21 protein-coding genes, 1 tRNA gene and 1 other annotated feature are annotated in these 24,627 nt (G+C 38.3%); of the genes, 21 read left to right on the top strand and 1 reads right to left on the bottom strand.

Going from position 1 to position 24,627, the window contains the following annotated elements; genetic code table 11:
- Position 1 precedes the first annotated feature (1 nt).
- The 5 genes from sdhB to racE all read left to right on the top strand — a co-directional run bounded on the left by sdhB (position 2) and on the right by racE (position 3,281).
- Entirely contained in the window at positions 2-760 is a 759-nt protein-coding gene (gene sdhB, locus ACWNMY_RS05015; RefSeq protein ID WP_449537178.1) for a succinate dehydrogenase iron-sulfur subunit, read from the top strand.
- A gap of 175 nt (positions 761-935) precedes the next feature.
- Entirely contained in the window at positions 936-1,385 is a 450-nt protein-coding gene (locus ACWNMY_RS05010) for an acyl-CoA thioesterase (protein WP_449537177.1), read from the top strand.
- 180 nt (positions 1,386-1,565) lie between these two features.
- Entirely contained in the window at positions 1,566-1,790 is a 225-nt protein-coding gene (gene gerE, locus ACWNMY_RS05005; protein ID WP_010678342.1) for a spore germination transcription factor GerE, read from the top strand.
- Between the two features lie 224 nt (positions 1,791-2,014).
- Positions 2,015-2,473: a MarR family winged helix-turn-helix transcriptional regulator gene (locus ACWNMY_RS05000; RefSeq protein ID WP_449537176.1), complete on the top strand. Its 459-nt coding sequence runs from the start codon at positions 2,015-2,017 to the stop codon at positions 2,471-2,473.
- A 10-nt stretch (positions 2,474-2,483) separates the two neighbouring features.
- Entirely contained in the window at positions 2,484-3,281 is a 798-nt protein-coding gene (gene racE, locus ACWNMY_RS04995; protein WP_449537175.1) for a glutamate racemase, read from the top strand.
- Positions 3,282-4,339: 1,058 nt separating this feature from the next.
- On the opposite strand, the gene ACWNMY_RS04990 is transcribed toward racE, so the two are convergent.
- Positions 4,340-5,260, bottom strand: a complete 921-nt coding sequence (locus ACWNMY_RS04990) for a nuclease-related domain-containing protein (protein ID WP_449537174.1) — start codon at positions 5,258-5,260, stop codon at positions 4,340-4,342.
- Positions 5,261-5,436: 176 nt separating this feature from the next.
- Between ACWNMY_RS04990 and ACWNMY_RS04985 the strand changes: the two genes are divergently transcribed.
- From ACWNMY_RS04985 to lonB, 16 genes are all read left to right on the top strand, one after another.
- Positions 5,437-6,510 (top strand): GerMN domain-containing protein, encoded by a 1,074-nt coding sequence (locus tag ACWNMY_RS04985; RefSeq protein ID WP_449537173.1) that lies wholly within the window; start codon positions 5,437-5,439, stop codon positions 6,508-6,510.
- A gap of 136 nt (positions 6,511-6,646) precedes the next feature.
- On the top strand, positions 6,647-7,396 hold the full coding sequence (gene rph, locus ACWNMY_RS04980; RefSeq protein WP_449537172.1) for a ribonuclease PH: 750 nt from the start codon (positions 6,647-6,649) through the stop codon (positions 7,394-7,396).
- Between the two features lies 1 nt (position 7,397).
- Positions 7,398-8,000, top strand: a complete 603-nt coding sequence (locus tag ACWNMY_RS04975) for an XTP/dITP diphosphatase (protein WP_449537171.1) — start codon at positions 7,398-7,400, stop codon at positions 7,998-8,000.
- Positions 8,000-8,512 carry a metallophosphoesterase family protein gene (locus ACWNMY_RS04970; RefSeq protein WP_449537170.1) on the top strand — a complete coding sequence of 171 codons (513 nt, stop codon included), beginning with the start codon at positions 8,000-8,002 and terminating at the stop codon, positions 8,510-8,512. Before ACWNMY_RS04975 ends, ACWNMY_RS04970 begins: the two co-directional genes overlap by 1 nt.
- Positions 8,513-8,645: 133 nt before the next feature.
- A tRNA-Arg gene (locus ACWNMY_RS04965) sits at positions 8,646-8,722 on the top strand.
- 553 nt (positions 8,723-9,275) lie between these two features.
- Positions 9,276-9,535, top strand: a binding site (T-box leader).
- 147 nt (positions 9,536-9,682) lie between these two features.
- Positions 9,683-11,401, top strand: a complete 1,719-nt coding sequence (gene ilvB, locus ACWNMY_RS04960; protein WP_449537169.1) for an acetolactate synthase large subunit — start codon at positions 9,683-9,685, stop codon at positions 11,399-11,401.
- Positions 11,398-11,916 carry an acetolactate synthase small subunit gene (gene ilvN, locus ACWNMY_RS04955; protein ID WP_449537168.1) on the top strand — a complete coding sequence of 173 codons (519 nt, stop codon included), beginning with the start codon at positions 11,398-11,400 and terminating at the stop codon, positions 11,914-11,916. Before ilvB ends, ilvN begins: the two co-directional genes overlap by 4 nt.
- A gap of 100 nt (positions 11,917-12,016) precedes the next feature.
- Positions 12,017-13,045 (top strand): ketol-acid reductoisomerase, encoded by a 1,029-nt coding sequence (ilvC, locus tag ACWNMY_RS04950; RefSeq protein WP_449537167.1) that lies wholly within the window; start codon positions 12,017-12,019, stop codon positions 13,043-13,045.
- On the top strand, positions 13,032-14,576 hold the full coding sequence (locus ACWNMY_RS04945) for a 2-isopropylmalate synthase (protein WP_449537166.1): 1,545 nt from the start codon (positions 13,032-13,034) through the stop codon (positions 14,574-14,576). The genes ilvC and ACWNMY_RS04945 overlap by 14 nt, the downstream gene beginning before the upstream one ends.
- A 56-nt stretch (positions 14,577-14,632) precedes the next feature.
- Complete coding sequence (leuB, locus tag ACWNMY_RS04940; protein WP_449537165.1) at positions 14,633-15,745, top strand: 3-isopropylmalate dehydrogenase; 1,113 nt, start codon at positions 14,633-14,635, stop codon at positions 15,743-15,745.
- 96 nt (positions 15,746-15,841) lie between these two features.
- Positions 15,842-17,269 (top strand): 3-isopropylmalate dehydratase large subunit, encoded by a 1,428-nt coding sequence (leuC, locus tag ACWNMY_RS04935; protein WP_449537164.1) that lies wholly within the window; start codon positions 15,842-15,844, stop codon positions 17,267-17,269.
- A 2-nt stretch (positions 17,270-17,271) separates the two neighbouring features.
- On the top strand, positions 17,272-17,865 hold the full coding sequence (leuD, locus tag ACWNMY_RS04930; protein ID WP_449537163.1) for a 3-isopropylmalate dehydratase small subunit: 594 nt from the start codon (positions 17,272-17,274) through the stop codon (positions 17,863-17,865).
- Between the two features lie 139 nt (positions 17,866-18,004).
- Positions 18,005-19,033, top strand: coding sequence for a tetratricopeptide repeat protein (locus tag ACWNMY_RS04925; RefSeq protein ID WP_449537162.1), 1,029 nt, complete (start codon positions 18,005-18,007; stop codon positions 19,031-19,033).
- Positions 19,034-19,277: 244 nt separating this feature from the next.
- Complete coding sequence (gene tig / locus ACWNMY_RS04920) at positions 19,278-20,564, top strand: trigger factor (RefSeq protein WP_449537161.1); 1,287 nt, start codon at positions 19,278-19,280, stop codon at positions 20,562-20,564.
- A 511-nt stretch (positions 20,565-21,075) separates the two neighbouring features.
- Positions 21,076-22,338 carry an ATP-dependent protease ATP-binding subunit ClpX gene (gene clpX, locus ACWNMY_RS04915; protein WP_449537160.1) on the top strand — a complete coding sequence of 421 codons (1,263 nt, stop codon included), beginning with the start codon at positions 21,076-21,078 and terminating at the stop codon, positions 22,336-22,338.
- A 240-nt stretch (positions 22,339-22,578) separates the two neighbouring features.
- Positions 22,579-24,261, top strand: coding sequence for an ATP-dependent protease LonB (lonB, locus tag ACWNMY_RS04910; RefSeq protein WP_449537159.1), 1,683 nt, complete (start codon positions 22,579-22,581; stop codon positions 24,259-24,261).
- The last annotated feature ends 366 nt before the right edge of the window (positions 24,262-24,627 follow it).

The following is a 24,627-nucleotide window of genomic DNA, read 5'->3' as shown; positions in this document are numbered from 1 at the left end:
GATGAGTGAAAAAATGGTTGAATTTCATGTTACTCGTCAGGAAACTCCCGATTCCGATCCTTATGTTATAAAATTTAAGGTACCATATCGTCCGAATATGAACGTTATTTCTGCATTGATGGAATTTCGTCGTAACCCGGTTGATATCAATGGAAACAAGGTAGCTCCAATTTCTTGGGATATGAACTGTTTAGAAGAGGTTTGCGGTGCTTGTTCAATGATTATTAATGGCAAGCCGCGTCAGTCATGTTCTGCTCTAATTGATCAACTTGAGCAACCAGTCAAGCTAGAACCAATGAGAACCTTCCCAGTGGTACGTGACTTACAGGTCGACCGTAAGAGAATGTTTGATTCACTGAAAAAAGTGAAAGCATGGATTCCAATTGACGGTACGTACGACTTGGGTCCTGGACCGCGTATGCCTGAGAAGAAACGTCAATGGGCATATGAATTATCAAAATGTATGACTTGTGGCGTTTGTTTAGAAGCATGTCCAAATGTAAACAGCAAATCTGATTTCATGGGACCTGCTCCTTTATCTCAAGTTCGTTTATTCAACGCCCATCCAACTGGTGCAATGAATAAATCTGAACGTTTGGAAGCAATTATGGGAGATGGAGGACTTGCTAACTGCGGTAACTCACAAAACTGTGTGCAGTCTTGTCCAAAAGGGATTCCACTTACAACATCAATTGCCGCTTTAAACAGAGACACTACAATTCAAGCATTTAGAGATATGTTTGGTAGTGACCAAGTCTAATAGAAAAATAACTGCACTCCTTCATGTAAAGTGGAGGAGTGTTTTTTATCTATATGAAATCATTGCTCTCGAACCGGATAAGCGGCATGTGAATCTTGATTTTCCACGTTTTCCAATTGAAACAAGGCACCACTTTACACACTCTTGAATAATCTTATGTAAGGGAGCTATTGGAATGAAACAAGTTACGTATATTGATAATTTTGAGACATGGAAGAATACATTTGATTTTTACCAACCAATTCAAGTACGCTTTTCTGAAACAGATATGTTTGGACATTTAAATAACACAGTACCCTTTACCTACTTTGAAGAGGCACGAATCCAATTTTTTCAACATATAGGACTCATGCAAAAATGGACTGAAAAGTCGAGTGATACAATTCCAGTAGTCGCAAGCCAGCAATGTGATTATTTGAAACAGGTATTTTTCGGTGAGGAATTAAAGCTGTATGTTAAAATTAATCAATTTGGCAATTCCTCAATGGATATTCATTATATGGCTGAAGCGAAAGATGGATCAATCTGTTTTGTAGGGAAGAGTGTACTAGTTCAAATGTCTAAATTAACCGGAAAAGGCGAACCATGGACTGAAGAGTTGAAGCAATCGTTTAAAATACGTTAATCTATATTGTATGAGCTTAGTAGAACGAATATTCCAATACATCAAAAAATAGACGCGAAAAAGTCTACATATCAATCTTATAACAGTCACAGCAACCCTCTCCTTCTCATACTATATTGTGACTAAATATATACCCATCCAGTAGTTCAGCTCGAACCTTAGCAAGGAGGGTTACAATACTTGAAGGAGAAAGAGTTTCAACCAAAACCGCTACTAACAAAAAGAGAGAGAGAAGTTTTTGAATTATTAGTTCAAGACAAGACAACGAAAGATATCGCAAGTGAACTATTCATTAGCGAAAAAACAGTTCGTAACCACATATCGAATGCGATGCAGAAGCTGGGAGTTAAGGGGCGTTCTCAAGCAGTTGTAGAGCTCCTTCGTATGGGAGAACTTGAACTTTAAGGCATCACCGGCTACCTTTTACAATGCGTAAGGTAGCCGGTTACTTATTTAGTAGACTACATATAACTTCAACTTGCTTTTTGTGAGAAAAAAGTAGAAAATAAGACTAATATAGACTTTTTTCTAAAAAAGTATTAGTAGCCAATAATACACTTCTCAGCTGTGGTAAAGAGAGAGGCACAGTTGAATTTTTCCACTAAATCATTTTACTAGGAGAGGATGTAATGACTGTTAAAGAGAGTAATGAAACCAAGGACAACCAAGTAATTGCAGATATCGAAAAATCACTACGTTATATCTCAGGAATTATTAAACAAAAAGGCCGTGAAATCTTAAGTAATTTTACAATTACAACACCTCAATTTATTGCTCTTCAATGGTTACTAGAACATGGAGACATGACAATCGGCGAATTATCTAATAAAATGTATTTAGCTTGCAGTACAACAACCGATCTTGTTGACAGGATGGAAAAAAATAATCTAGTTGTTCGTGTAAAAGACCCAAAAGATCGTCGTGTTGTACGAATTCATTTACTTGAGGAAGGAGAACGTATTATTGAAGAAGTAATCAAGAAAAGACAAGATTACCTTCAAGAAATTATGGAGAACTTCTCAGGAGATGAAGTTATACAATTAGAGAAAAGTCTAAGAAAATTACATCAAGAAATGCGAGTAGAATGAGGCGAATCATTTGAAAAGACCAATTGGAATTATAGACTCCGGAGTGGGCGGTCTAACCGTGGCTCGAGAAATTATAAGACAATTACCGAACGAAGAAATCATATACTTAGGTGATAATGCGAGATGCCCATATGGGCCAAGACCAAAAGAAGAGGTTCGTCAGTTTACGTGGGAGCTGACGAATTATTTATTGTCCCATGAAATAAAAATGCTTGTCATCGCATGCAATACAGCAACTGCCTTGGTGTTAGATGAAATTCAAGCAGAGCTTTCCATACCGGTAATTGGTGTAGTCTACCCTGGAGCTAGAACAGCCTTAAAGGTAACAAAAAATCATTATGTTGGGGTAATCGGAACCCTCAATACGATTGAAAGTGGTGCATATGAAGATGCACTCAAATCAATCAACAATCAAATTCAAGTAGAAAGTCACGCATGCCCTCGATTTGTTCCAATCGTGGAGGCTGGAGAATTCGTTGGGGCAAAAGCGGAACAAATTGTGGCAGAGTCCCTTGAAGTGTTAAAAGGTAAGGAAATTGACACACTTATCCTAGGCTGTACACATTATCCACTTCTCCGTCCGACGATCCAAGACTTCCTTGGAGATAAAATTAACCTTATTGATTCCGGAGCTGAAACAGCACGTGAAGTCAGCACGGTTCTATTCTATAGTGGCATGTTAAACAAAGACATCTCGTCAAGTAAAAATCATCTGTTCCTCACAACCGGTGAAAAGGAAATCTTCCAACGAATTGCAACCAATTGGTTTGAAGAACCTGTGGAGAATGTCAAATCTGTAAAATTGTAAGTGTATATGATTATGATGGAGTCCCGTGATGGGGCTTTTTTTGTTTGTCACGATTTCTAATAGGATTACTAAGCATAGCCTCTGGACTTGTTTTCTCTTAGTAAGAGGGTGAGTATCGAGTAATCGTACCACCACACGGCCCTCTGGATCAAAATGAAGGTAAGAAACGAGCCTAATCGTACCTCCACATGGCGTTCTGGATCGAAGTGAAGGTAAGAAACGAGCCTAATCGTACCACCACACGGCGCTCTGGATTGAAGTGAAGGTAAGAAACGAGCCTAATCGTACCACCACACGGCGTTCTGGATCAAAGTGAAGGTAAGAAACGAGCCTAATCGTACCACCACACGGCCCTCTGGATCAAAATGAAGGTAAGAAACGAGCCTAATCGTACCTCCACATGGCGTTCTGGATCGAAGTGAAGGTAAGAAACGAGCCTAATCGTACCACCACACGGCGTTCTGGATCAAAGTGAAGGTAAGAAACGAGCCTAATCGTACCACCACACGGCGTTCTGGATCAAAGTGAAGGTAAGAAACGAGCCTAATCGTACCACCACATGGCGTTCTGGATCGAAGTGAAGGTAAGAAACGAGCCTAATCGTACCACCACACGGCGCTCTGGATTGAAGGAAGGTAAGAAACGAGCCTAATCGTACCACCACACGGCGCTCTGGATTGAAGGAAGGTAAGAAACGAGCCTAATCGTACCACCACACGGCGCTCTGGATTGAAGGAAGGTAAGAAACGAGCCTAATCGTACCACCACACGGCCCTCTGGATTGAAGTGAAGGTAAGAAACGAGCCTAATCGTACCACCACACGGCGCTCTGGATCAAAATGAAGGTAAGAAACGAGCCTAATCGTACACTCACACAGCTTTCAAGATTGAGGTGAAGGTAAGAAACCGGTCTAATCGTACCTTCACACGGAGATCTAGTACAAAGTGGGGTAAGAAACCAAACAATTACATATCCGCACTAAGACCCCAAAACTAAGATTGTGTAACAATCATCTCTTTAAGAGATCTTCCCTGCACAAATAAGTGTTAGAAAAGACTTAAATGCGCCTTTCATAATAAGATGATCTTCCTAACTGAATTAATTTGTATTTTTTTGAAAGTATTTTTCTAATCGTCTTTTTATCTTTAATTACCTTACACCATTCAAATATAGTACTTACCGTAATCTTCATATCTGGAAAAAGATGATCAAATTCCTCTATGCTTCTCAGCACAGCAATTTCCTTACCTTCCCAACTACCACATCTAGAGCAAGTTAATTTATGTTGATTTTCATTACTCATAAATCCCTTGTCACAACTCCCACACAAAATCCCTTTCTCGAGCTCGTCAAAACTATACGCTGGTAACAATGAAAAGGGGGATTCCTTTATATGTAGTGTTAGAAGTTTTTTCGCGAACTTATGATGTTTCTCAACTATTCGCGAGGACTGTGTATTTAACGAGTTCATAAACCGAGTTAGTTGTGATGGATAGATAATAGGCAGGTTCGGTGGAGCTTGGTAGAGGAAAAACCCAGGGTTGATGAAAACAAGGTGACCTTCGACTGTGAGATTAGATCCAAGTTGCTTGAGTAATTGTCTAAAGAGGGATTCACTTCGCATAAGTTGCAGAAGGGGGTTCTTGATCTCCTTCTCAGTTATTAAATTTTGCCAGCGATCTCCATTAATCACATAATCGCCTTCATAGTTTTTTACTTCAAAGATATGAATCTTGTGTTCAGAAATGAGGAGTGAGTCAATCTGATAATAGGTGTTATTAGTTTCGAGTAGTAAGTCATTGAGGATGAGGCAATCAATTGTGAGGCTTACTAACTTTTGATCAAATAGCTCTTCACCAATATATCCTTTTTCAAGACTAGTGATTTGGCCATCTACTTTTTCAGTAGCTTTTCCCCGAGTATGTAGACATCTAAGGAGTTGTAATTCTAGAGGTTTAAAACGAGTTTTGATAATCAATAAAAAACACTTCCTTTCATAAGCTTAAAATAATTGTAAATCTTCCATCTACTACTTTTCAATCTATAACTTGCTAAAAATCAAACAATTTGTCCAATTTTTTCGCGAAAAAGCGGTCTAATTTAAAATTAGGGCTCGTATACATAGTAGTACAAACTGCCTTAGGAGGGAAAAGAATGCGTAAAATAACTAAAACAACAATAGCTGCAACAGTCGTAACGTCAACAGTGCTACTCTCAGGATGTGGCTTATTTGGTGGAGAAGAAGAAGTAAAGCAAATGGATCCACCACAAACTGAAGCCGTGGATGAGACAGTTGCAAAAGGGGAAGATCAAAACAAAGAGGAAGCTACTGAAGGTACAGACCAAGAAGAGGCTACAACTGAAACCGTCAAGCGTGACCTATTTCTCATTGATGAAAATGGGTTAGTTGTACCGTATGCTGTTGATCTTCCTAAAGAAGATGGTGCCGCGAAACAAGTACTTCAATATTTAGTAGCGGGAGGACCAATTAATGAAATACTGCCAGATGGTTTCAGAGCGGTCATCCCACAGGATACTGAAGTAAGTGTTAATTTGAAAGACGGGACAATTACTGCTGACTTCTCGAAAGAGTTTGGCACATACAATGCAGAGGACGAAGCGAAAATATTACAAGCAATTACGTGGACTTTAACACAATTCGATAATGTGAAAAACGTAGTGATCAGTGTGAATGGTCATGTATTAGAAGAAATGCCTGTTAACAGTACACCGATCCCGGCTGATTTAAGCAGAGCAGACGGTATTAATATTGATAATAGTGAGGTCGTCGATATTACAAATAGCCGTCCGGTAACTTTATATTTTTATGTTCAAAATGAAGATGCAGAGTACTATGTACCAGTAACAAAGCGAATTGAAAATACAGGTGACGACCAAGTAGCTGCAGTTGTAAATGCATTAATTGATGGGCCGAATATTACATCAAACCTTATTAGTGATATACATCAGAATGTAGAATTACTAGATTCAAGTATGGAAGATGGTAAAGTAACTTTAGATTTTAATGAAGCAATCTTTGGTGCCTTTAATGAAAAAATGATTTCAAAACATGTTATAAACTCATTAGTTTTATCCTTAACCGAGCAACCAGAAATTAAGGGAGTATCAATCACTGTAAATGGAAGTGCAGATGTTGTTACTGAGGATGGAAAATCACTTACTGAACCAGTAACTCGTCCAACAAATGTGAATACTGGAAGTTTCTAAAAAGTTTCGGATGTGACATGGTTCACATCCTTTTTTTTATGGGTGCGATATAAAAATGGAAATTTGCTATACTATATAAGGAATGGTGGGGCAGTAATAAGCTGCACCATTTTACTGAAGTTAGGAGGTTACATGCTTGAGGGTAGATGGACGAACGAACGATCAATTACGACCAATTCAATTTGAATTGAACTATATTAAGCATCCAGAAGGGTCCGTTTTAGTAACAGTAGGAGATACAAAGGTGATCTGCAATGCAAGTATTGATGACCGAGTTCCCCCATTTATGCGTGGCTCTGGGAAGGGATGGATTACGGCAGAATATTCGATGCTACCAAGAGCGACTGAGCAGCGTAATATGCGTGAATCTACCAAGGGGAAAGTATCAGGTAGGACGATGGAAATTCAACGATTAATAGGAAGGGCACTTCGCTCTGTAGTCAACTTAGAAGTACTTGGTGAAAGAACAATCTGGATTGATTGTGACGTGATTCAAGCTGATGGAGGAACCCGAACAGCTTCAATTACTGGTGCTTTTGTGGCGATGGTTCTTGCTGTTTATAAGACCTATCAGGATAAAAAGGTAAAATCATTTCCTATAACTGATTTTTTGGCCGCTATTTCTGTTGGAGTTGATCCGGAAAAAGGAGAAATACTTGATTTAAATTACATAGAAGATTCAGCTGCAGACGTCGATATGAATGTAGTCATGACCGGAGAAGGGGAATTTGTTGAACTCCAAGGAACTGGAGAAGAATCTACTTTTACTCGTAAGCAGTTATCTACATTACTAGAATTAGCTGAAAAAGGGATACAGGAGCTGATTTCGGCTCAAAAAGAATCCTTAGGCGATGTAGCAGAATTAATAGGAAAGAAGGATTCATAGCGTGAAGGAAATAATGATTGCTACCAAGAATAAAGGAAAAGTAAAGGAATTTAGTGATTTATTTGAAAGTAAAGGGACTGTTGTAAAATCCTTGCTCGATTACCCAAACATAGAAGATATTGAGGAGACCGGTATCACCTTCGCAGAGAACGCGCAGATTAAGGCAGAGGCCATTTGTTCCAAATTACATATACCAGTTATTGCGGATGATTCTGGACTGGCGATAGATTATCTTGATGGCAGACCTGGTGTTTATTCTGCAAGATACGCTGGTGAGCATAAAAGTGATATCGATAATCTTAATAAGGTATTAAGTGAACTACAGGGAGTGCCGAAAGAAAATAGGGCGGCTAGGTTTCATTGTGCACTTGCATTAGCGATCCCTGGGAAGAAATCTAAGATAGTGGAAGGTACCTGCGAAGGCGTTATTACGGAAAAGCCAATTGGTGAGAATGGTTTTGGCTATGACCCAATCTTTTTTGTTGTTGAAAAAGGTAAAACGATGGCGGAGTTGTCTAAGGATGAGAAAAATCAAATTAGTCATCGTGGAAATGCACTTAGGAAATTGGACGAGCTCCTTAAAGGTCACGAGGAGCTAGGATAATGAAGATACTAATTATTAGTGACAGTCATGGTTTAATGAAGGAACTAACAGAAATTAAGGAACGACATAAGGATGAAGTTGATTTTATGTTCCACCTAGGGGATTCTGAGCTTTCTTCTCGATCTGAGGAAATGAGTGGTTTTTCAGCTGTCAGAGGAAACTGTGATTTTGATTCCAATTACCAGGATGATATGGTCGTTCTATTAGATAGAGAAAAGGTATATCTCACTCACGGTCACTTATATAATGTGAAAATGACCTTGATGAATCTTGCATATCGTGCTCAGGAGGTTGGGGCTTCTATCGTTTGTTTCGGTCATTCACATATTGCAGGTGCTGAACTAGTTGAAGATATTTTATTTATTAATCCGGGAAGCATTCGAATGCCAAGAATGCGAAAAGAAAAAACATATGTTATAGTAAACGTACAAGACAAACGTGCAGAAATAGATTTTTATGATACTGAAGGGAATGTTATCAAAGAGCTTTCCACAAAGGTAACATTACGATAAAATATATTTGGGAGTAAAATTTTACTCCCTCTTCCAAAAAAAATATTCAAAAGTTGTTGACATATGATTCTTATGTGACTATAATAAAAAATGTCGCTAATGAGTTTGGAACAGCGAATTGAAAAAAGTTAATGTCCCAGTAGCTCAGCCGGATAGAGCATACGCCTTCTAAGCGTACGGTCGGGAGTTCGAATCTCTCCTGGGACGCCATATTACATAATTAGCAAACACTTCTATTTAGTAGAAGTGTTTTTATTTTTATCTTCTAAATATAAATGCTAAAAATCCTCGCAAAGTTGCTAGATAATGTTGTCTATCACCATAAAATACTTTTCACAAATTATTCAAAAATTCTTTTTTATCGGAAACCGCGTCGCACCAAAGTTGTAAGCGGATTCACTGTATTTCACTAATCAAAATTATCTAACAATTCTCTAAAATAGTGTTGACTCTGATAAAAAATGGGCGTAATATAGGCTCTAATATAAATATTTCTTTTGAAAGAAAAGAAAGCTTAAGAGTGTGAATTTGACACCATAAGAACAATCCTAACATAACCAATCCATCCTCAAAAAGTGAGATGGAAGTTCTGGATTTGGATTATTTTTTGTACCTTATCTTTCACTAGTGTAAAGCGTTTATGCTTAAAGGTGTTAAAGGGATAATGGTTGAATCAATGTGTTAGTGAATGTTTTTGACTTGTAGCTGATTTTGATTGATAGCAGTAGTGCATATAATGAAACAATGCAAAAAAAGTAGATAAACATAAACGTTGAAGAGGATAAGTAGTCTTACGAATGATATCTCCAGAGAGCTGGTATTGGTGGAAGCCAGCGTTATCCCGTATGATGAACTCACCTCTGAGTGTTAGCTTGAAAATCTAGTTTAGTAGGGCTAACCGGGTGTATGGTAAAATCTCACCCGTTATCAAAATGAACAACAAAACGTTGTTCCTGAGGTGATCTTCTGATCATAAACAAGGGTGGTACCGTGGAAAGTGATAAATGCCTTTTCGCCCCTTCGACCAAGAAATTGGTCTAGTGGGTGGATTGGCATTTATTTTTTTAGTCATAAACATACCTAAATACTTTAGGACTCGCTAAAGTAAACAAGGAATGTCAAGTTTTTATTAATTACATTTAACTATATAAGGAAGGGATGTAAGAAAAAATGCGCGTAAATGCAAAAGTGGAAGAACAAAGTAAAGCTTCTACAAAAATGAATGGATCTCAAATGCTAATTGAAGCACTAAAGCGGGAGAACGTAGAAGTCATTTTTGGATACCCTGGCGGAGCTGTACTAAATATTTACGATAGTATATATGATTCAGGTATTTTTCATGTATTATCCAGGCATGAACAAGGCAGTATACATGCAGCTGAAGGGTATGCAAGAATTTCAGGAAAGCCAGGTGTAGTCATTGCTACTTCTGGGCCAGGGGCTACCAACATAGTAACTGGATTAACAGATGCGATGATTGATTCACTTCCACTCGTTGTGTTTACAGGGCAGGTTGCATCAACGGTAATTGGATCTGATGCTTTCCAAGAAGCGGATATCCTTGGAATTACAATGCCGATTACAAAACATAGTTACCAATTAAGGGACGTTAAGGACCTACCAAGGATTATTAAAGAGGCTTTCTACATCGCTACTTCAGGTAGACCGGGACCAGTATTAATTGATATTCCAAAGGATATGACGGTAAATGAAGCTGAATTTGATTATGACCAAGACATTCACTTACCAGGCTATCAGCCAACAATCCAACCAAATCATTTACAAATTCGAAAGTTGGTTGAGGCTGTAAGCCAAGCGAAGAAGCCTGTAATACTGGCAGGGGCTGGGGTACTACATGCGAAAGCAGCAAATGAATTAAAGGAATATGTTGAACAGCAAAATATTCCATTAGCACATACACTCCTAGGATTAGGAGGATTTCCAGCAGATCATCCCCTTTATCTAGGAATGGCTGGTATGCACGGAACGTATACAGCCAATATGGCCTTACACGAATGTGACTTATTAATAAGCATTGGTGCAAGATTTGATGATAGGGTAACTGGAAATCTCCAACATTTTGCTCCAAATGCAACTGTTGCACATATTGACATTGACCCTGCAGAAATTGGTAAAAACATACCAACCAAGATTCCTGTAGTAGGTGATGCAAGAGAGGTTCTAAAGAGCTTGGTCCACCAAAATGGAAAACCAGGAGAGTCACAGGAATGGAGAGAGAAGCTAGCAGGGTGGAAGGCAGAATATCCACTCGTTTACCAACCATCTGATGAAGAGTTGAAGCCTCAGAGATTAATAGAGCTTATCTTTGAACAAACAAATGGTGAAGCAATTGTTACTACCGATGTTGGGCAGCATCAAATGTGGGCAGCTCAATACTATCAATTTACTAAACCAAACCGATGGGTAACATCTGGTGGTTTAGGAACAATGGGATTTGGTTTACCTTCTAGTATCGGAGCACAACTTGCCGAAAGGTCTTCGACAGTTGTTGCGATTCTTGGAGATGGAGGTTTCCAGATGACATCTCAGGAACTTTCTGTTATTCAAGAACTGAATCTTCCAATTAAAGTTATCATTCTAAATAATCAAGCATTAGGAATGGTAAGACAATGGCAACAAATCTTTTATAAAGAAAGATATTCCCATTCTTTACTGCATAACCAGCCTGATTTTATAAAGTTAGCTGATGCATACGGAATTAAAGGATTAAAGGCTACTACTGAAGTAGAGGCAGAGCAAATCCTAAAAGAAGCTTTAGAACACGATGGACCAGTCTTAATGGACTTTAGAGTGACTCCATTTGAAAATGTGTATCCAATGGTTGCTCCAGGAAAAGGTCACCACGAAATGGTAGGTGTTAAGCTGTGAAAAGAATTATCACATTATTAGTTAATAACCGTGCAGGTGTTTTAAATCGGATCACAGGCCTGCTGACAAAGCGTCATTATAATATTGAAAGCATCACAGTGGGACATTCTGAAACAGAGGGAATATCCCGGATGACATTTGTGATCCATGTCGATGAAGAAACAGTAGTGGAACAGATTACAAAACAATTAAATAAACAAATTGATGTTATTAAGGTTATGGATATAACGAATCAGGCCATTGTTGCTAGGGAGCTTGCACTTATAAAAGTAGCATCCAGTCCTTCTAATAGAAATGAGATTTATAGCCTGATAGATCCTTTCCGCGCAACAATTATTGATGTAAGTAAGGATAGCTTAGTTATTCAGGTAACTGGTGAATCAGAAAAAATAGAAGCTTTAGTTGACCTGTTAAAACCATACGGCATAAAAGAAATTGCCCGTACAGGTACAACCGCCTTTACAAGAGGTAATCAAAAAGTAGTTTCGAATATGAAGTCTTTTTCTATCGTATAAAGTTTCAAAAGGTCAATTAACAAACCCCTTTTGAACAACGACTATGGGTTTAATCACATTACTATATAAAATCTAAATTTATTAAGGGAGAGAATACAAAATGACAAAGGTATATTATAACGGAGATGTTAATGATTTTGCTTTACAAAACAAGAAGGTTGCAATCATTGGGTATGGTTCACAAGGACACGCACACGCACTAAACTTACGTGAAAGTGGAATTGATGTTGTGGTTGGTTTACGTCAAGGAAAATCTTTTGAGCAAGCAAAAGCGGATGGCCTTCCAGTATATTCAGTTAAGGAAGCAGCTGAACAAGCAGATGTTGTAATGGTATTACTACCAGATGAAAATCAACCGAAAGTATATAAAGAAGAAATTGAGCCAGGCTTAAAGCCAGGAAATGCATTAGTATTTGCACATGGATTTAACATTCATTTCAGCCAAATCGTACCTCCAAGTTTCGTTGATGTATTCTTAGTTGCTCCAAAAGGACCAGGACATCTAGTGCGTCGTACATATACTGAAGGCGCAGGAGTACCAGCACTATTCGCAATCGAGCAAGATGTAACTGGAAATGCAAAAGAAATTGCACTAGCTTATGCAAAAGGTATTGGAGCTGCAAGAGCAGGAGTTCTTGAAACTACATTTAAAGAAGAAACTGAAACTGATCTTTTCGGTGAACAGGCAGTATTATGTGGAGGGGTTTCTGCATTAGTTAAAGCAGGATTCGAAACATTAGTTGATGCGGGATACCAACCCGAAGTTGCATACTTTGAATGTTTACATGAATTAAAACTAATCGTTGATTTAATGTATGAAGATGGCTTAGCAGGTATGAGATACTCAATCTCTGACACAGCTCAATGGGGAGACTTTGTAACTGGACCACGTATCGTGAACGATAGTGTGAAAGCTGAAATGAAAGAAGTCTTAAAAGACATCCAAACTGGTAAGTTTGCTAAGGGTTGGATCTTAGAAAACCAAGCGAATCGTCCAGAATTTAATGCAATTAACAAAATTGAAGCTGAACATCAAATTGAAGTAGTAGGTAAGAAGCTTCGTGAAATGATGCCATTTGTTAAACAAAGACAAGTGAAAGAAGTGGTGGGTGCCCGTGCGGAAAATTAATATTTTTGACACTACATTACGAGACGGAGAACAGTCTGCTGGTGTGAATTTAAACTTACATGAAAAACTTGAAATAGCAAAGCAGCTGGAACGACTTAATGTGGATGTCATGGAGGCCGGATTTCCAGCTGCCTCTGAAGGTGATTTTCAGTCAGTGAAACAAATTGCTGAAATCATTAAAAATGTTTCCGTAACAGGTCTTGCACGAGCTGTACAAAGTGATATCGATGCAGCTTGGGGAGCTTTAAAGGGTGGAGCGGAGCCTCGTCTCCACACCTTTATCGCTACATCCCCTATTCACATGAAATATAAGCTTAAGCAGACACCTGAGCAAGTAATTCAAACCGCTGTAGAAAGCGTAAAATATGCTTCTAAATTCTTTCCGATTATCCAATGGTCAGCAGAGGATGCAAGTAGATCGGACTTAGACTTCTTAGCAAAAATTATTAAAGAAGTCATAGATGCAGGGGCCAATGTCATTAACCTTCCTGATACAGTGGGTTATGGAGCTCCAGAAGAGTATGGCAAAATGTTTACGTATCTGTTAAATAACGTCCCAAATATTGATAAAGTCATTCTTTCTACACACTGTCATGATGATCTTGGAATGGCTGTTTCTAATTCATTATCAGCAGTTGAACATGGCGCATTACAGGTAGAAGGAACAATTAATGGAATTGGAGAAAGAGCAGGAAATGCATCTCTAGAAGAGGTAGCAGTTGCCTTGCATATCCGCCAAGATTTTTACAAAGCTAACACTCGATTAAAGCTAGATGAAATTAAGCGTACAAGTGACTTAGTAAGCAAGTTAACTGGGATGATTGTTCCTCCTAACAAAGCAGTAATTGGGAAAAACGCCTATGCTCATGAATCTGGCATTCACCAAGATGGTGTATTAAAGGAAAAGACTACTTATGAAATTATCACTCCAGAATTAGTTGGAGTTAAATCGAATTCAATGGTACTAGGAAAACACTCTGGAAGACATGCGTTCCGAAACCGAATCGCAGAATTAGGATATACCCTAGAAGATCAAGAATTGAATCTTGTTTTTAAGCAATTTAAAGATTTGGCAGATAGAAAGAAAGAAATTACAGATGAAGATCTGGTTACTTTATTAGTTAATGAAAAGGTAGCAAACGTAGAAGATGCTTACCAATTAACGTCAATGCAAGTTCAATATGGAACAAATCAAATCCCTACTGCAACGATTACCTTAACAGATCGCGAAGGTAATCAAGTTCAAGAAGCTGCAACTGGTTCAGGAAGTGTGGAAGCTCTTTACAATACACTTGAGCGTTGTGTTGGCATTTCCATTACATTGGATGATTATCGTATCCAATCAGTTGGTGCAGGACGTGATGCACTTGCAGAGGTATTTGTAAAAATAAAACATGATAAATTCGAAAGCAGTGGAAGAGGTTCAGCACAAGATGTATTAGAAGCTTCCGCAAAAGCATATGTGAATGCTGTAAATAGACTATTAGCAGTTGAAAAGAATAACAAGCTACTTGAAAAAGTTGGCGTGTAAGAAATAATCAATTGTACTATTTTCAGTGTGTGAAAGACAAAAGAGGAGGAGTCAAGATGAAGAAAAGTATTGCCGTACTTCGTGGTGATGGCGTAGGTAAAGAAGTGACTAAAGGGGCAATCGAAGTATTGAAGGCCGTGGCAGAACAATACAATCATGAGTTTATTTTTCAACACGCTTTAATAGGTGGTGCAGCAATAGATGCAGAAGGTACTCCTCTACCTGCAGAAACACTGGAAGTATGTAAAAGTAGTGATGCAGTATTATTAGGAGCTGTAGGTGGACCAAAGTGGGATACAAATCCTCCGCATTTACGTCCTGAGAAAGGGTTATTACAGATCCGCAAATCATTAAATTTATATGCAAATGTAAGACCGGTAACATGTTTTACTAGTCTACTAGATGCATCTCCACTTAAACAAGAAGTAATCGAAGGTGCAGATTTTGTGATTGTTAGAGAGTTAACTGGTGGACTTTATTTCGGAAAGCCAAGTGGTAGAAAGATCGAAAATGGTGAGGAAACGGCTGTAGATACACTATCTTACAAACGTTCAGAAATGAAGAATATCATTGAAAAAGCATTTGAGATGGCAAGCACAAGACGGAAAAAGGTAACTTCAGTAGATAAAGCGAATGTTCTAGAATCGAGTCGTATGTGGAGGGAAGTTGCAGAAGAAGTAGCTGCTTTTTATCCAGAGGTTTCGTTAGAGCATATGCTAGTGGATAATGCAGCCATGCAGCTAATTCGCAACCCAAAACAATTTGATGTAGTGGTTACAGAAAATATGTTTGGTGATATTTTGAGCGATGAAGCATCTATGTTAACTGGTTCACTAGGAATGCTTCCATCAGCAAGTCTTTCTACAGATGGCCCAAGTTTATATGAGCCAATCCATGGCTCTGCACCGGATATAGCTGGGAAAAATATCGCAAACCCTATCGCGACAGTCTTATCTGCTGCTATGATGCTTCGCTTGTCTTTCGGATTAGAGGACGAAGCTACTGCAATAGAAAGAGCGGTTGACCAAGTACTTGCTGCGGGTTACCGAACTGCAGATGTTGCTGGGTCACAACAGCGTGCTATAGCAACAACTGAAATGGTAGAGAAAATTAAAGAAGCCTTGGTTGAGGATGGGGCAATTTCTAATATTATGTCTGCTTATGCGTAAGCAACTGTAGGAAATGTATAGGAAGCCACTGGTAGCTCGGTACTAACCGAGCTACACTTTTCTAAAATTTGAAATAAAAGGAGGATGTAGATACTGATGGCACCGAAAACTATTATCGAGAAAATTTGGGAACAGCATGTAATCAATCATGAAGAGGGGAAACCAAACTTACTGTATATCGACCTACATCTAGTCCATGAAGTAACTTCTCCACAGGCATTTGAAGGTCTTCGTTTGAAAAATAGAAAGGTTAGAAGACCTGATTTAACTTTTGCTACGATGGATCACAATGTGCCTACTACAAGTGATCGCTTCCAAACTAAGGATGAAATTGCTGCAAAACAAATGAGCGCACTCGAAGCAAACTGTAAAGAATTTTCGATTCCCTTAGCCGATTTACATAGCCCTGAACAAGGGATTGTTCATGTAATTGGACCTGAGCTTGGCTTAACTCAACCTGGGAAAACAATTGTATGCGGAGATAGTCATACTTCTACACATGGTGCTTTCGGAGCATTAGCCTTCGGAATTGGGACAAGTGAAGTAGAACATGTACTTGCAACTCAAAGTCTATGGCAACAAAAGCCTAAAACGATGCAAGTTAACGTTGTTGGACCATTATCTCATGGTGTATCTGCAAAGGATGTTATTTTATCAATTATCCGTAAATATGGTATCAATTTTGGTACAGGTCACGTTATTGAATACACGGGTGAAGCAATTCGTTCCATGTCTATGGAAGAAAGAATGACGATTTGTAATATGTCAATTGAGGGTGGCGCAAAAGCTGGTCTAATTAGCCCGGATGAAGTTACATTCTCTTACTTAAAAGGAAGAAAATATAGCCCGGTTGGTGCTGAATTTGATCAGGCTGTTGCAAGGTGGAAAGCATTAGCAACAGATGAAGGTGCTGTTTTTGATAAAGTCCTAGAAATACATGCAGATGAAATTTTGCCAACCGTTACGTGGGGAACAAATCCTTCTATGAGTGTAACGATTGAAGATACTGTACCATTTCCAGAAGATTTTAAAGAGGAAGTTGACAAGAAGTCTGCCCAGCGTGCCTATGAATATATGGATCTAGCACCTGGAACTCCTATTAACGAAATTGAAATCCAACATGTATTTATAGGTTCTTGTACTAACTCACGTATTAGTGACCTAAGAGAAGCTGCAGATGTGATTCGTGGACAGAAGGTTTCACCTAGCGTACGAGCATTAGTTGTTCCAGGATCTCAGCAAGTTAAGATTCAAGCGGAAAAAGAAGGACTAGCAGATGTGTTCCGTGAAGCCGGTTTTGAATGGCGTGACGCAGGCTGTAGCATGTGCTTAAGTATGAACCCGGACGTAGTACCTGCTGGTGAAAGATGTGCTTCTACTTCTAACCGCAACTTTGAAGGACGACAAGGAAAAGGAGCACGTACACACTTAGTTAGTCCGGCAATGGCTGCAGCAGCTGCAATATATGGTAGATTCGTAGATGTACGAAAAGTTCAACCAGCAGTAACTGGGAAGGAGGCATAAGAATGGAACCTTTTATCACTCATCAAGGTAAAGTTGCAGGTATGGATCGAAATAATGTGGATACAGACCAGATTATTCCTAAGCAATTTTTGAAAAGTATTGAACGGACTGGATTTGGAAAATATGCCTTTTTCGATTGGCGATTTGAGGCGGATGGAAGCCCTAATCCAAACTTCGAATTAAATAGAAAAGAAAATGAAGGTGCTACGATCCTCGTGGCGAATGAAAACTTCGGTTGTGGCTCATCCCGTGAACATGCACCTTGGGCGTTGCAGGATTTTGGATTTAAGGTAATCCTTGCTCCATCTTTTGCAGATATTTTTTACAATAACTGCTTAAAGAATGGCATGCTTCCGATCATTTTAGAGAAAAGTGTAATTGAATACTTATTAAAAGAAGCAACTGATGCAGAATATACGTGCACCATCTCTCTTGAGGCGCAGACGATAGTGGATTCAAAAGGCTTTAAGACAGACTTTACTATTGATTCGTATTGGAAGGAAATGCTCATTAATGGATGGGATGAAATTGATAAAACATTATCCTATGAGCAACAAATTAAAGAATATGAATTAAAAATAGGCGGGATTCGTTAATAGACAAAGTCATTTTGACTTTGTCTATTTTTTTACAATATGTTGATATTGGATTATTTCCGCCCTATTGTTTTCTGCAGTATTGATTGATACACTTAGTACTCAAATGAAATGAAAAATTTGGGGTTGGGTAAACTCTATGAAAAAAGATACTAATCGTAATAAACAGGAAAAAATAATACAGTTTCCAAAGCTGAAGGAAAGGCTAATGGAAAAAGGCCTCGATGCTTTAACGAACAAGAAGTTTAAAGAAGCACTATCATTGTTATTGCAAGCCCAGGAGATGGAAGAAGGTAACCATGAGATAGAACTTGGCATTGTGATTTGCCTCTTTGAATTAGGAGAGCTAGAACAAGCAAAGGAAAATTGCTTGGCTATGCTTAAGGAAGATATAGGAGATTATTTTCATGTATTACAAATCTATGTTACAATCCTGATCCAGCTCGGGCAATATGATGAAGTGAAAACGACGATTGAAGCAGTGTTAGATGAAGATTCGGTACCACCAGAGTATCTTGACACACTCACTCAGTTACTAGAACTAAGTAGTAGAATGCTCTATTCAGATGATGTGGGGGAAGAAGTTGAAATCTCTAGTGAGGAAATTATGGAACAGCTTCGTACTACCTTATATAATGAGGACAACATCGCAAAACAGATAGCATTAGTACAATCTATTAAAGATCTCAACGTACGAAAATACCTAGAACTTTTAGTTCCTTTTTTATCCATGAAAGAGAAGCATCCTATTGTCAAAACAATCATTATGCAGCTCCTTGTTGAAAATAAGGTAGATATGGAGATAGAAGCAGAGAAATTTGGTGAAGTGGTAACGGTGAATCCATCTGAATTAGAGGATCCATCAGTATCACCTATTACAAGTAGGATTCTATCTATTCTAGAAGAAAAGTTAGAAAATGAGAATCCAAGCCTTTTCGAAACAGCAAAAGAGTTATGGCTACGTCATTTATTTGTCCTTTATCCATTTACATTGGAAGAGGAGAATCCTTCTATGTATGCAGCTGCTTTACATCTATATAGTTCTGAGCTACACGGATTGGACATCGAAAATAGAACACTGGAGCAGTATTATGGTGTTAGTCTATTTGAATTAAAGTTTACGTTAGAAAAACTAGAAAAAGTAGAACGAGGCTCTATTATCGAATAATTTTTTTCTCTAGTTATTTAATTAGGAGAAAGCGAACCTAATGTAGAAATTATAGATTTTAGATTCGGGAGAAAATGGGTAAACTTTCTAACAATATAAAAATATTCTATATGTTGAAAGCTTGCTTATCTATGTTATAATGTAATGGTTGTAAAATACTAGGTTACCGACATAAAGGTAATTGTTAACGAATTTACATATCGGAAAAAATAGTTAGTAAATAGATGTTGGAGGGAAATAAATTATGTCCGCAAAGTTTGAAAAATTAGAAGGAAATCAAGGTGTCTTAACTATTGAAGTTGACGCAGAAACATTTAACAAAGGACTAGATGATGCATTTAAAAAAGTAGTAAAACAAGTAAACGTACCTGGATTCCGTAAAGGAAAAATGCCTCGTGGAATGTTTGAAAAACGTTTTGGTGTTGAATCATTGTACCAAGATGCTTTAGATATTATTCTTCCAGATGCATACGAAAGTGCAATCAAAGAAACTGGTATTGAGCCAGTGGATCGTCCAGAAGTTGACGTTGAGCAAATCGAAAAAGGCAAAAACCTTATTTTTACTGCAAAGGTTACTGTAAAGCCTGAAGTTAGATTAGGTGATTACAAAGGTCTTGAAGTTGAGAAACTTGAAGAAACTGTTACTGATGAAGAAGTTGACAATGAAATCAAAGAATTACAAGAGCGTAACGCTGAGCTTGTTGTGAAAGAAGAAGGCACAGTTGAAAATGGCGATACAGTTGTTATTGATTTCGAAGGTTTTGTTGATGGAGAAGCATTTGAAGGTGGACAAGCTGATAACTATACTCTAGAAATCGGTTCTGGCTCATTCATTCCAGGCTTCGAAGAACAACTAGTTGGAGTAGCTGCAGGTGCAGAAAAAGACGTGGAAGTTACTTTCCCAGAAGAATACCATGCTGAAAACCTTGCTGGTAAACCTGCAACATTCAAAGTGAAAGTTCACGAAATCAAAGCAAAAGAATTACCTGAACTAGATGATGAGTTCGCAAAAGACGTAGACGATGAAGTTGAAACATTAGAAGAGTTAAAGGCAAAAACAAGAACTCGTCTAGAAGAAACTAAAAAGCGTGATGCTGAAAATAACCTAAAAGATACATTAATCGAAAAAGCTGCTGAAAACGCAGAAATCGATATCCCTGAGGCTATGGTTAACACTGAATTAGACCGTATGGTTCGTGAATTCGAACAACGCTTACAAATGCAAGGCATGAACCTTGATCTTTATTTCCAATTCTCAGGTCAAGATGAAAATGCTCTACGTGAACAAATGAAAGAAGATGCTGGAAAACGTGTACGCATCAACTTAACTTTAGAAGCAATTGCAAATGCTGAAAATATCGAGGTTTCTGAAGAAGAAATCAACGAAGAGTTAGAAAAGATGGCAGGCATGTACAGCGTTTCTGTTGAAGAGCTTAAAAATATGCTTGGTGGAGCAGAAGGTATTAAAGAAGATTTAAAAATAAGAAAAGCAATCGATTTTCTTGTGGAAAATAGCAAAAGTGTTGCATAATAATAAATAAGGGAATATCAAGGCGCGATATGATCGTGCCTTGTTTTATACCCAAAAACTTGAAGTAGTACATACAATAAGCAATTGGTAGTAGTTTTATTCTTAGGATTCTGGGAACACTTAAAAGGAGGGCAGGCTTAAAAACTATTCACTAGGATTTTTGAAAAGAGAGACAAACATACCTACATAATGAGCAAGAGTTAAATTTATTCAACAGAAGCTTACCACTTCTATAAGTGGGGAATAAATACAAAATGATTTGGTCAATTCAGTATTGGTTCACTGCTACTGAATAAAGTTAAGCCTCCGGCGGATGCCACGATTTTCAAAGGAAATTTTTGCCTGAAAATCGGGCGCAACTCGCCTTGGCGAATCTGATTATTACCTGTTTAAGGAAGAATTATGGTACAATGCAATACATAACAATTAGAAAAGCGGATGCTGGTCTAAGAAAATAGAAAGTTGCTATAGGGCTTACTGTAGAGAGAAGAAACAAATAAGGGGTGACATAATGTTTAAATTTAATGATGAAAAAGGGCAACTTAAATGTTCTTTTTGTGGAAAAACTCAGGATCAGGTTCGCAAGTTAGTTGCTGGTCCCGGCGTTTATATATGCGATGAATGTATTGAATTATGTACAGAAATCGTTGAAGAGGAACTTGGTACAGAAGAAGAAGTTGAATTCAAGGATGTACCTAAGCCAAAAGAAATTAGAGAAATATTAGATGAATACGTAATAGGTCAGGATGCGGCGAAGAAGTCATTAGCCGTAGCAGTTTATAACCACTATAAGCGTATTAATTCAAATAGCAAAATAGATGACGTTGAACTATCTAAGAGTAATATTTGTATGATTGGGCCTACCGGTAGTGGTAAAACATTATTAGCACAAACGTTAGCTCGAATCTTAAATGTTCCTTTTGCTATTGCGGATGCAACTTCATTAACTGAAGCGGGATATGTTGGGGAAGACGTGGAAAACATCCTTCTCAAATTAATTCAAGCTGCAGATTATGATGTTGAAAAAGCAGAAAAGGGCATCATCTATATAGATGAAATCGATAAAGTAGCCCGTAAGTCTGAAAATCCTTCTATTACACGTGATGTATCAGGTGAAGGGGTACAGCAAGCTCTCTTGAAAATTCTTGAAGGAACAGTTGCAAGTGTTCCCCCACAAGGTGGAAGAAAACATCCACATCAAGAATTTATTCAAATTGATACCACTAATATCCTATTTATTTGTGGTGGAGCATTCGACGGTATCGAACAAATTATTAAACGTCGTTTAGGTAAAAAAGTAATTGGATTTGGATCTAATGTTGTGGAAGAAGAATTAGATAAAAAATCATTACTTACTAGATCGTTGCCTGAAGATTTATTAAAATTTGGGTTAATCCCAGAATTTATTGGTCGTCTTCCAGTCATTGCAAGCCTTGAACCGCTTGATGAGGATGCATTGGTTGAAATTTTGACTAAACCAAAAAATGCCCTAGTGAAGCAGTTCCAAAAAATGCTTGAGTTAGATGAAGTTGAATTGGATTTTGAAGATGACGCCCTCGTAGAAATTGCGAAAAAAGCGATTGAACGCAAGACTGGTGCTCGTGGTTTACGTTCAATCATCGAAGGAATCATGCTTGATGTAATGTTTGACTTACCGTCAAGAGAAGATATTAAAAAATGTATCATAACTGCTGAAACGGTAACAAACAGTACTCCACCTAAGTTACTTTTAGATGATGGTACTGTTGTGGAAAACAAAGAAATTTCTGCATAATGCCTGTTTAATCCCGAGGGAAGGTACCCTCGGGATTTTTTCTGTTTCTTGCAATTGTCGATAAACGAATGGGAGGCCAACCGTACCATATATCTTTGGTAGTAGAAGATTATCGTAGATAGTATCAAATTCGCCATCAATACCATTTTACATTTCAAAAATCCCTCAAAATTGGTTTATTCCACCTTTACTCAGGAGATAATAGCATATAGTAGTCTACATGAGAGCAGGAGGAATATTATGAGTTGGACAGGTATTGTATTGTTCGTACAGCTATTCTTTGGAGTTATCATCGGTCTATACTTTTGGAATCTCCTTAAAAACCAGCGAACTCAAAAGGTATCTATAGATAAAGAGTCTAGAAAAGAAATGGAACAGCTCCGAAAAATGAGGGCTATATCTTTAACAGAGCCTCTAGCTGAGAGAGTAAGACCAACTAGCTTTTCTGACATTGTTGGCCAAGAGGATGGAATTAAATCCTTAAAAGCAGCTCTTTGTGGACCAAATCCACAACATGTCATTATATATGGACCACCTGGTGTAGGTAAAACAGCGGCGGCAAGGCTCGTTATGGAGGAAGCAAAACGTAATTCAAAATCTCCATTTAAACAAAATGCTGTTTTTGTGGAGTTAGATGCGACGACGGCAAGATTCGATGAACGTGGAATTGCTGATCCATTGATTGGTTCTGTACATGACCCTATCTATCAGGGGGCAGGTGCTATGGGACAAGCGGGTATTCCGCAGCCAAAGCCGGGAGCTGTAACAAATGCTCATGGCGGTGTATTATTTATAGATGAGATTGGAGAGCTTCATCCAATTCAGATGAATAAAATGTTGAAAGTGTTAGAGGATCGAAAGGTTTTCCTCGAAAGCGCCTACTACAGTGAGGAAAACACACAAATTCCAAATCATATACATGATATATTTAAAAATGGTTTACCAGCTGACTTTCGTATGATTGGAGCTACAACTAGAACTCCAAGCGAAATTCCACCTGCTATCCGTTCGAGATGTCTTGAAGTATTTTTCCGCGAATTAGACCAAGATGAGTTAGCGATTGTTACTAGAAAGGCACTTGAAAAAGTGAATATGAAGGCAACTGAAAAAGGAGTATCTATACTTGCTTCCTACGCTCGAAATGGACGTGAGGTTGTTAATATGGTACAAATCGCTGCTGGTATTGCTATTTCAGAGGAACGTGATTTTATTAAGGATGAAGACATTGAATGGGTATTACATTCTAGTCAGTTAACACCACGTTATGATAAAAAGATTTATCCAAGTGCACGAGTTGGACTTGTGAACGGTCTAGCTGTATATGGTCCAAACACGGGTGCGCTTCTAGAAATCGAAGTTACAGTTATTCCTGCTGCTAAGGATAAAGGAACCATTAATATTACAGGTATCGTTGAAGAAGAAAGTATTGGAGACCGTGGGAAATCAGTTAGAAGAAAAAGTATGGCAAAGGGTTCTATTGAAAATGTGATTACAGTTCTTCGCTCTATGGGTGTACCGGCACATGACTATGACATTCATGTTAACTTCCCAGGTGGCATTCCGATTGATGGTCCGTCTGCCGGAATTGCGATGGCGACAGGTATCTATTCAGCCATTCATAAGTTCCCAGTTGACCATACAGTCGCAATGACAGGTGAAATAAGCATTCATGGAAATGTGAAACCGATTGGTGGAGTAGTACCTAAGATAAAAGCAGCCAAGCAAGCTGGGGCGAAAAAGGTTATTATCCCAGAGGAGAACATGCAATCAATCTTAATGGAAATTGACGGAATTGAAATTATTCCGGTTACAGATTTAGAACAAGTCTTTGAGATTGCAATTGAGACACCAGAACGTCAAAAAGAGTCAAAGCAAACTATCATTCCGGCCGCTACGGATTATACAAGGTCAGAATCAGTGTAACTAGACGTATTTGATTAAAGGGACTTCGACATACTAAGAAGGTCGAAGTCTCTTTCTATTTACTTTTATTCAGTCGGGGGAGGGCCAGAACCGACTGAATAAAAGTAAAAGCCTCCGGCGGATGCCTCGATTTTTCAAAGGAATTGATTCGAGCTAACTCGAATAAAAATCCGGATACTAATACGCCAAGGTGTATTTTATAGAAACATAAATCCACCAAAATAGACACTAGCTTTTAAATAAGATAAAATTTACATTTAAGAACGTGTTCCAAAAGGAGGATGAAAAGGACCGAGAAGTTCGAGGCGGTGCAGTTTTGAGTAGCGGAACGTATGCAGTTAATACGTGAGCAACGGAGAAACAAGC

The organism is Ferdinandcohnia sp. Marseille-Q9671, assembly GCF_976954385.1.
The sequence above is the reverse complement of the archived record's forward strand: the minus strand, read 5'-3'. Positions and strand labels throughout refer to the sequence as shown.

Excerpts from the sequence above, each read along its gene's own strand:
- tig (WP_449537161.1), top strand. The coding sequence starts at position 19,278 with ATGTCCGCAAAGTTTGAAAAATTAGAAGGAAATCAAGGTGTCTTAACT.
- leuB (WP_449537165.1), top strand. The coding sequence starts at position 14,633 with ATGAAGAAAAGTATTGCCGTACTTCGTGGTGATGGCGTAGGTAAAGAA.
- ACWNMY_RS04970 (WP_449537170.1), top strand. The coding sequence starts at position 8,000 with ATGAAGATACTAATTATTAGTGACAGTCATGGTTTAATGAAGGAACTA.
- lonB (WP_449537159.1), top strand. The coding sequence starts at position 22,579 with ATGAGTTGGACAGGTATTGTATTGTTCGTACAGCTATTCTTTGGAGTT.
- ilvB (WP_449537169.1), top strand. The coding sequence starts at position 9,683 with ATGCGCGTAAATGCAAAAGTGGAAGAACAAAGTAAAGCTTCTACAAAA.
- ilvC (WP_449537167.1), top strand. The coding sequence starts at position 12,017 with ATGACAAAGGTATATTATAACGGAGATGTTAATGATTTTGCTTTACAA.
- ACWNMY_RS05010 (WP_449537177.1), top strand. The coding sequence starts at position 936 with ATGAAACAAGTTACGTATATTGATAATTTTGAGACATGGAAGAATACA.
- sdhB (WP_449537178.1), top strand. The coding sequence starts at position 2 with ATGAGTGAAAAAATGGTTGAATTTCATGTTACTCGTCAGGAAACTCCC.
- ACWNMY_RS04985 (WP_449537173.1), top strand. The coding sequence starts at position 5,437 with ATGCGTAAAATAACTAAAACAACAATAGCTGCAACAGTCGTAACGTCA.
- ACWNMY_RS04925 (WP_449537162.1), top strand. The coding sequence starts at position 18,005 with ATGAAAAAAGATACTAATCGTAATAAACAGGAAAAAATAATACAGTTT.
- clpX (WP_449537160.1), top strand. The coding sequence starts at position 21,076 with ATGTTTAAATTTAATGATGAAAAAGGGCAACTTAAATGTTCTTTTTGT.
- ACWNMY_RS05000 (WP_449537176.1), top strand. The coding sequence starts at position 2,015 with ATGACTGTTAAAGAGAGTAATGAAACCAAGGACAACCAAGTAATTGCA.
- leuD (WP_449537163.1), top strand. The coding sequence starts at position 17,272 with ATGGAACCTTTTATCACTCATCAAGGTAAAGTTGCAGGTATGGATCGA.
- leuC (WP_449537164.1), top strand. The coding sequence starts at position 15,842 with ATGGCACCGAAAACTATTATCGAGAAAATTTGGGAACAGCATGTAATC.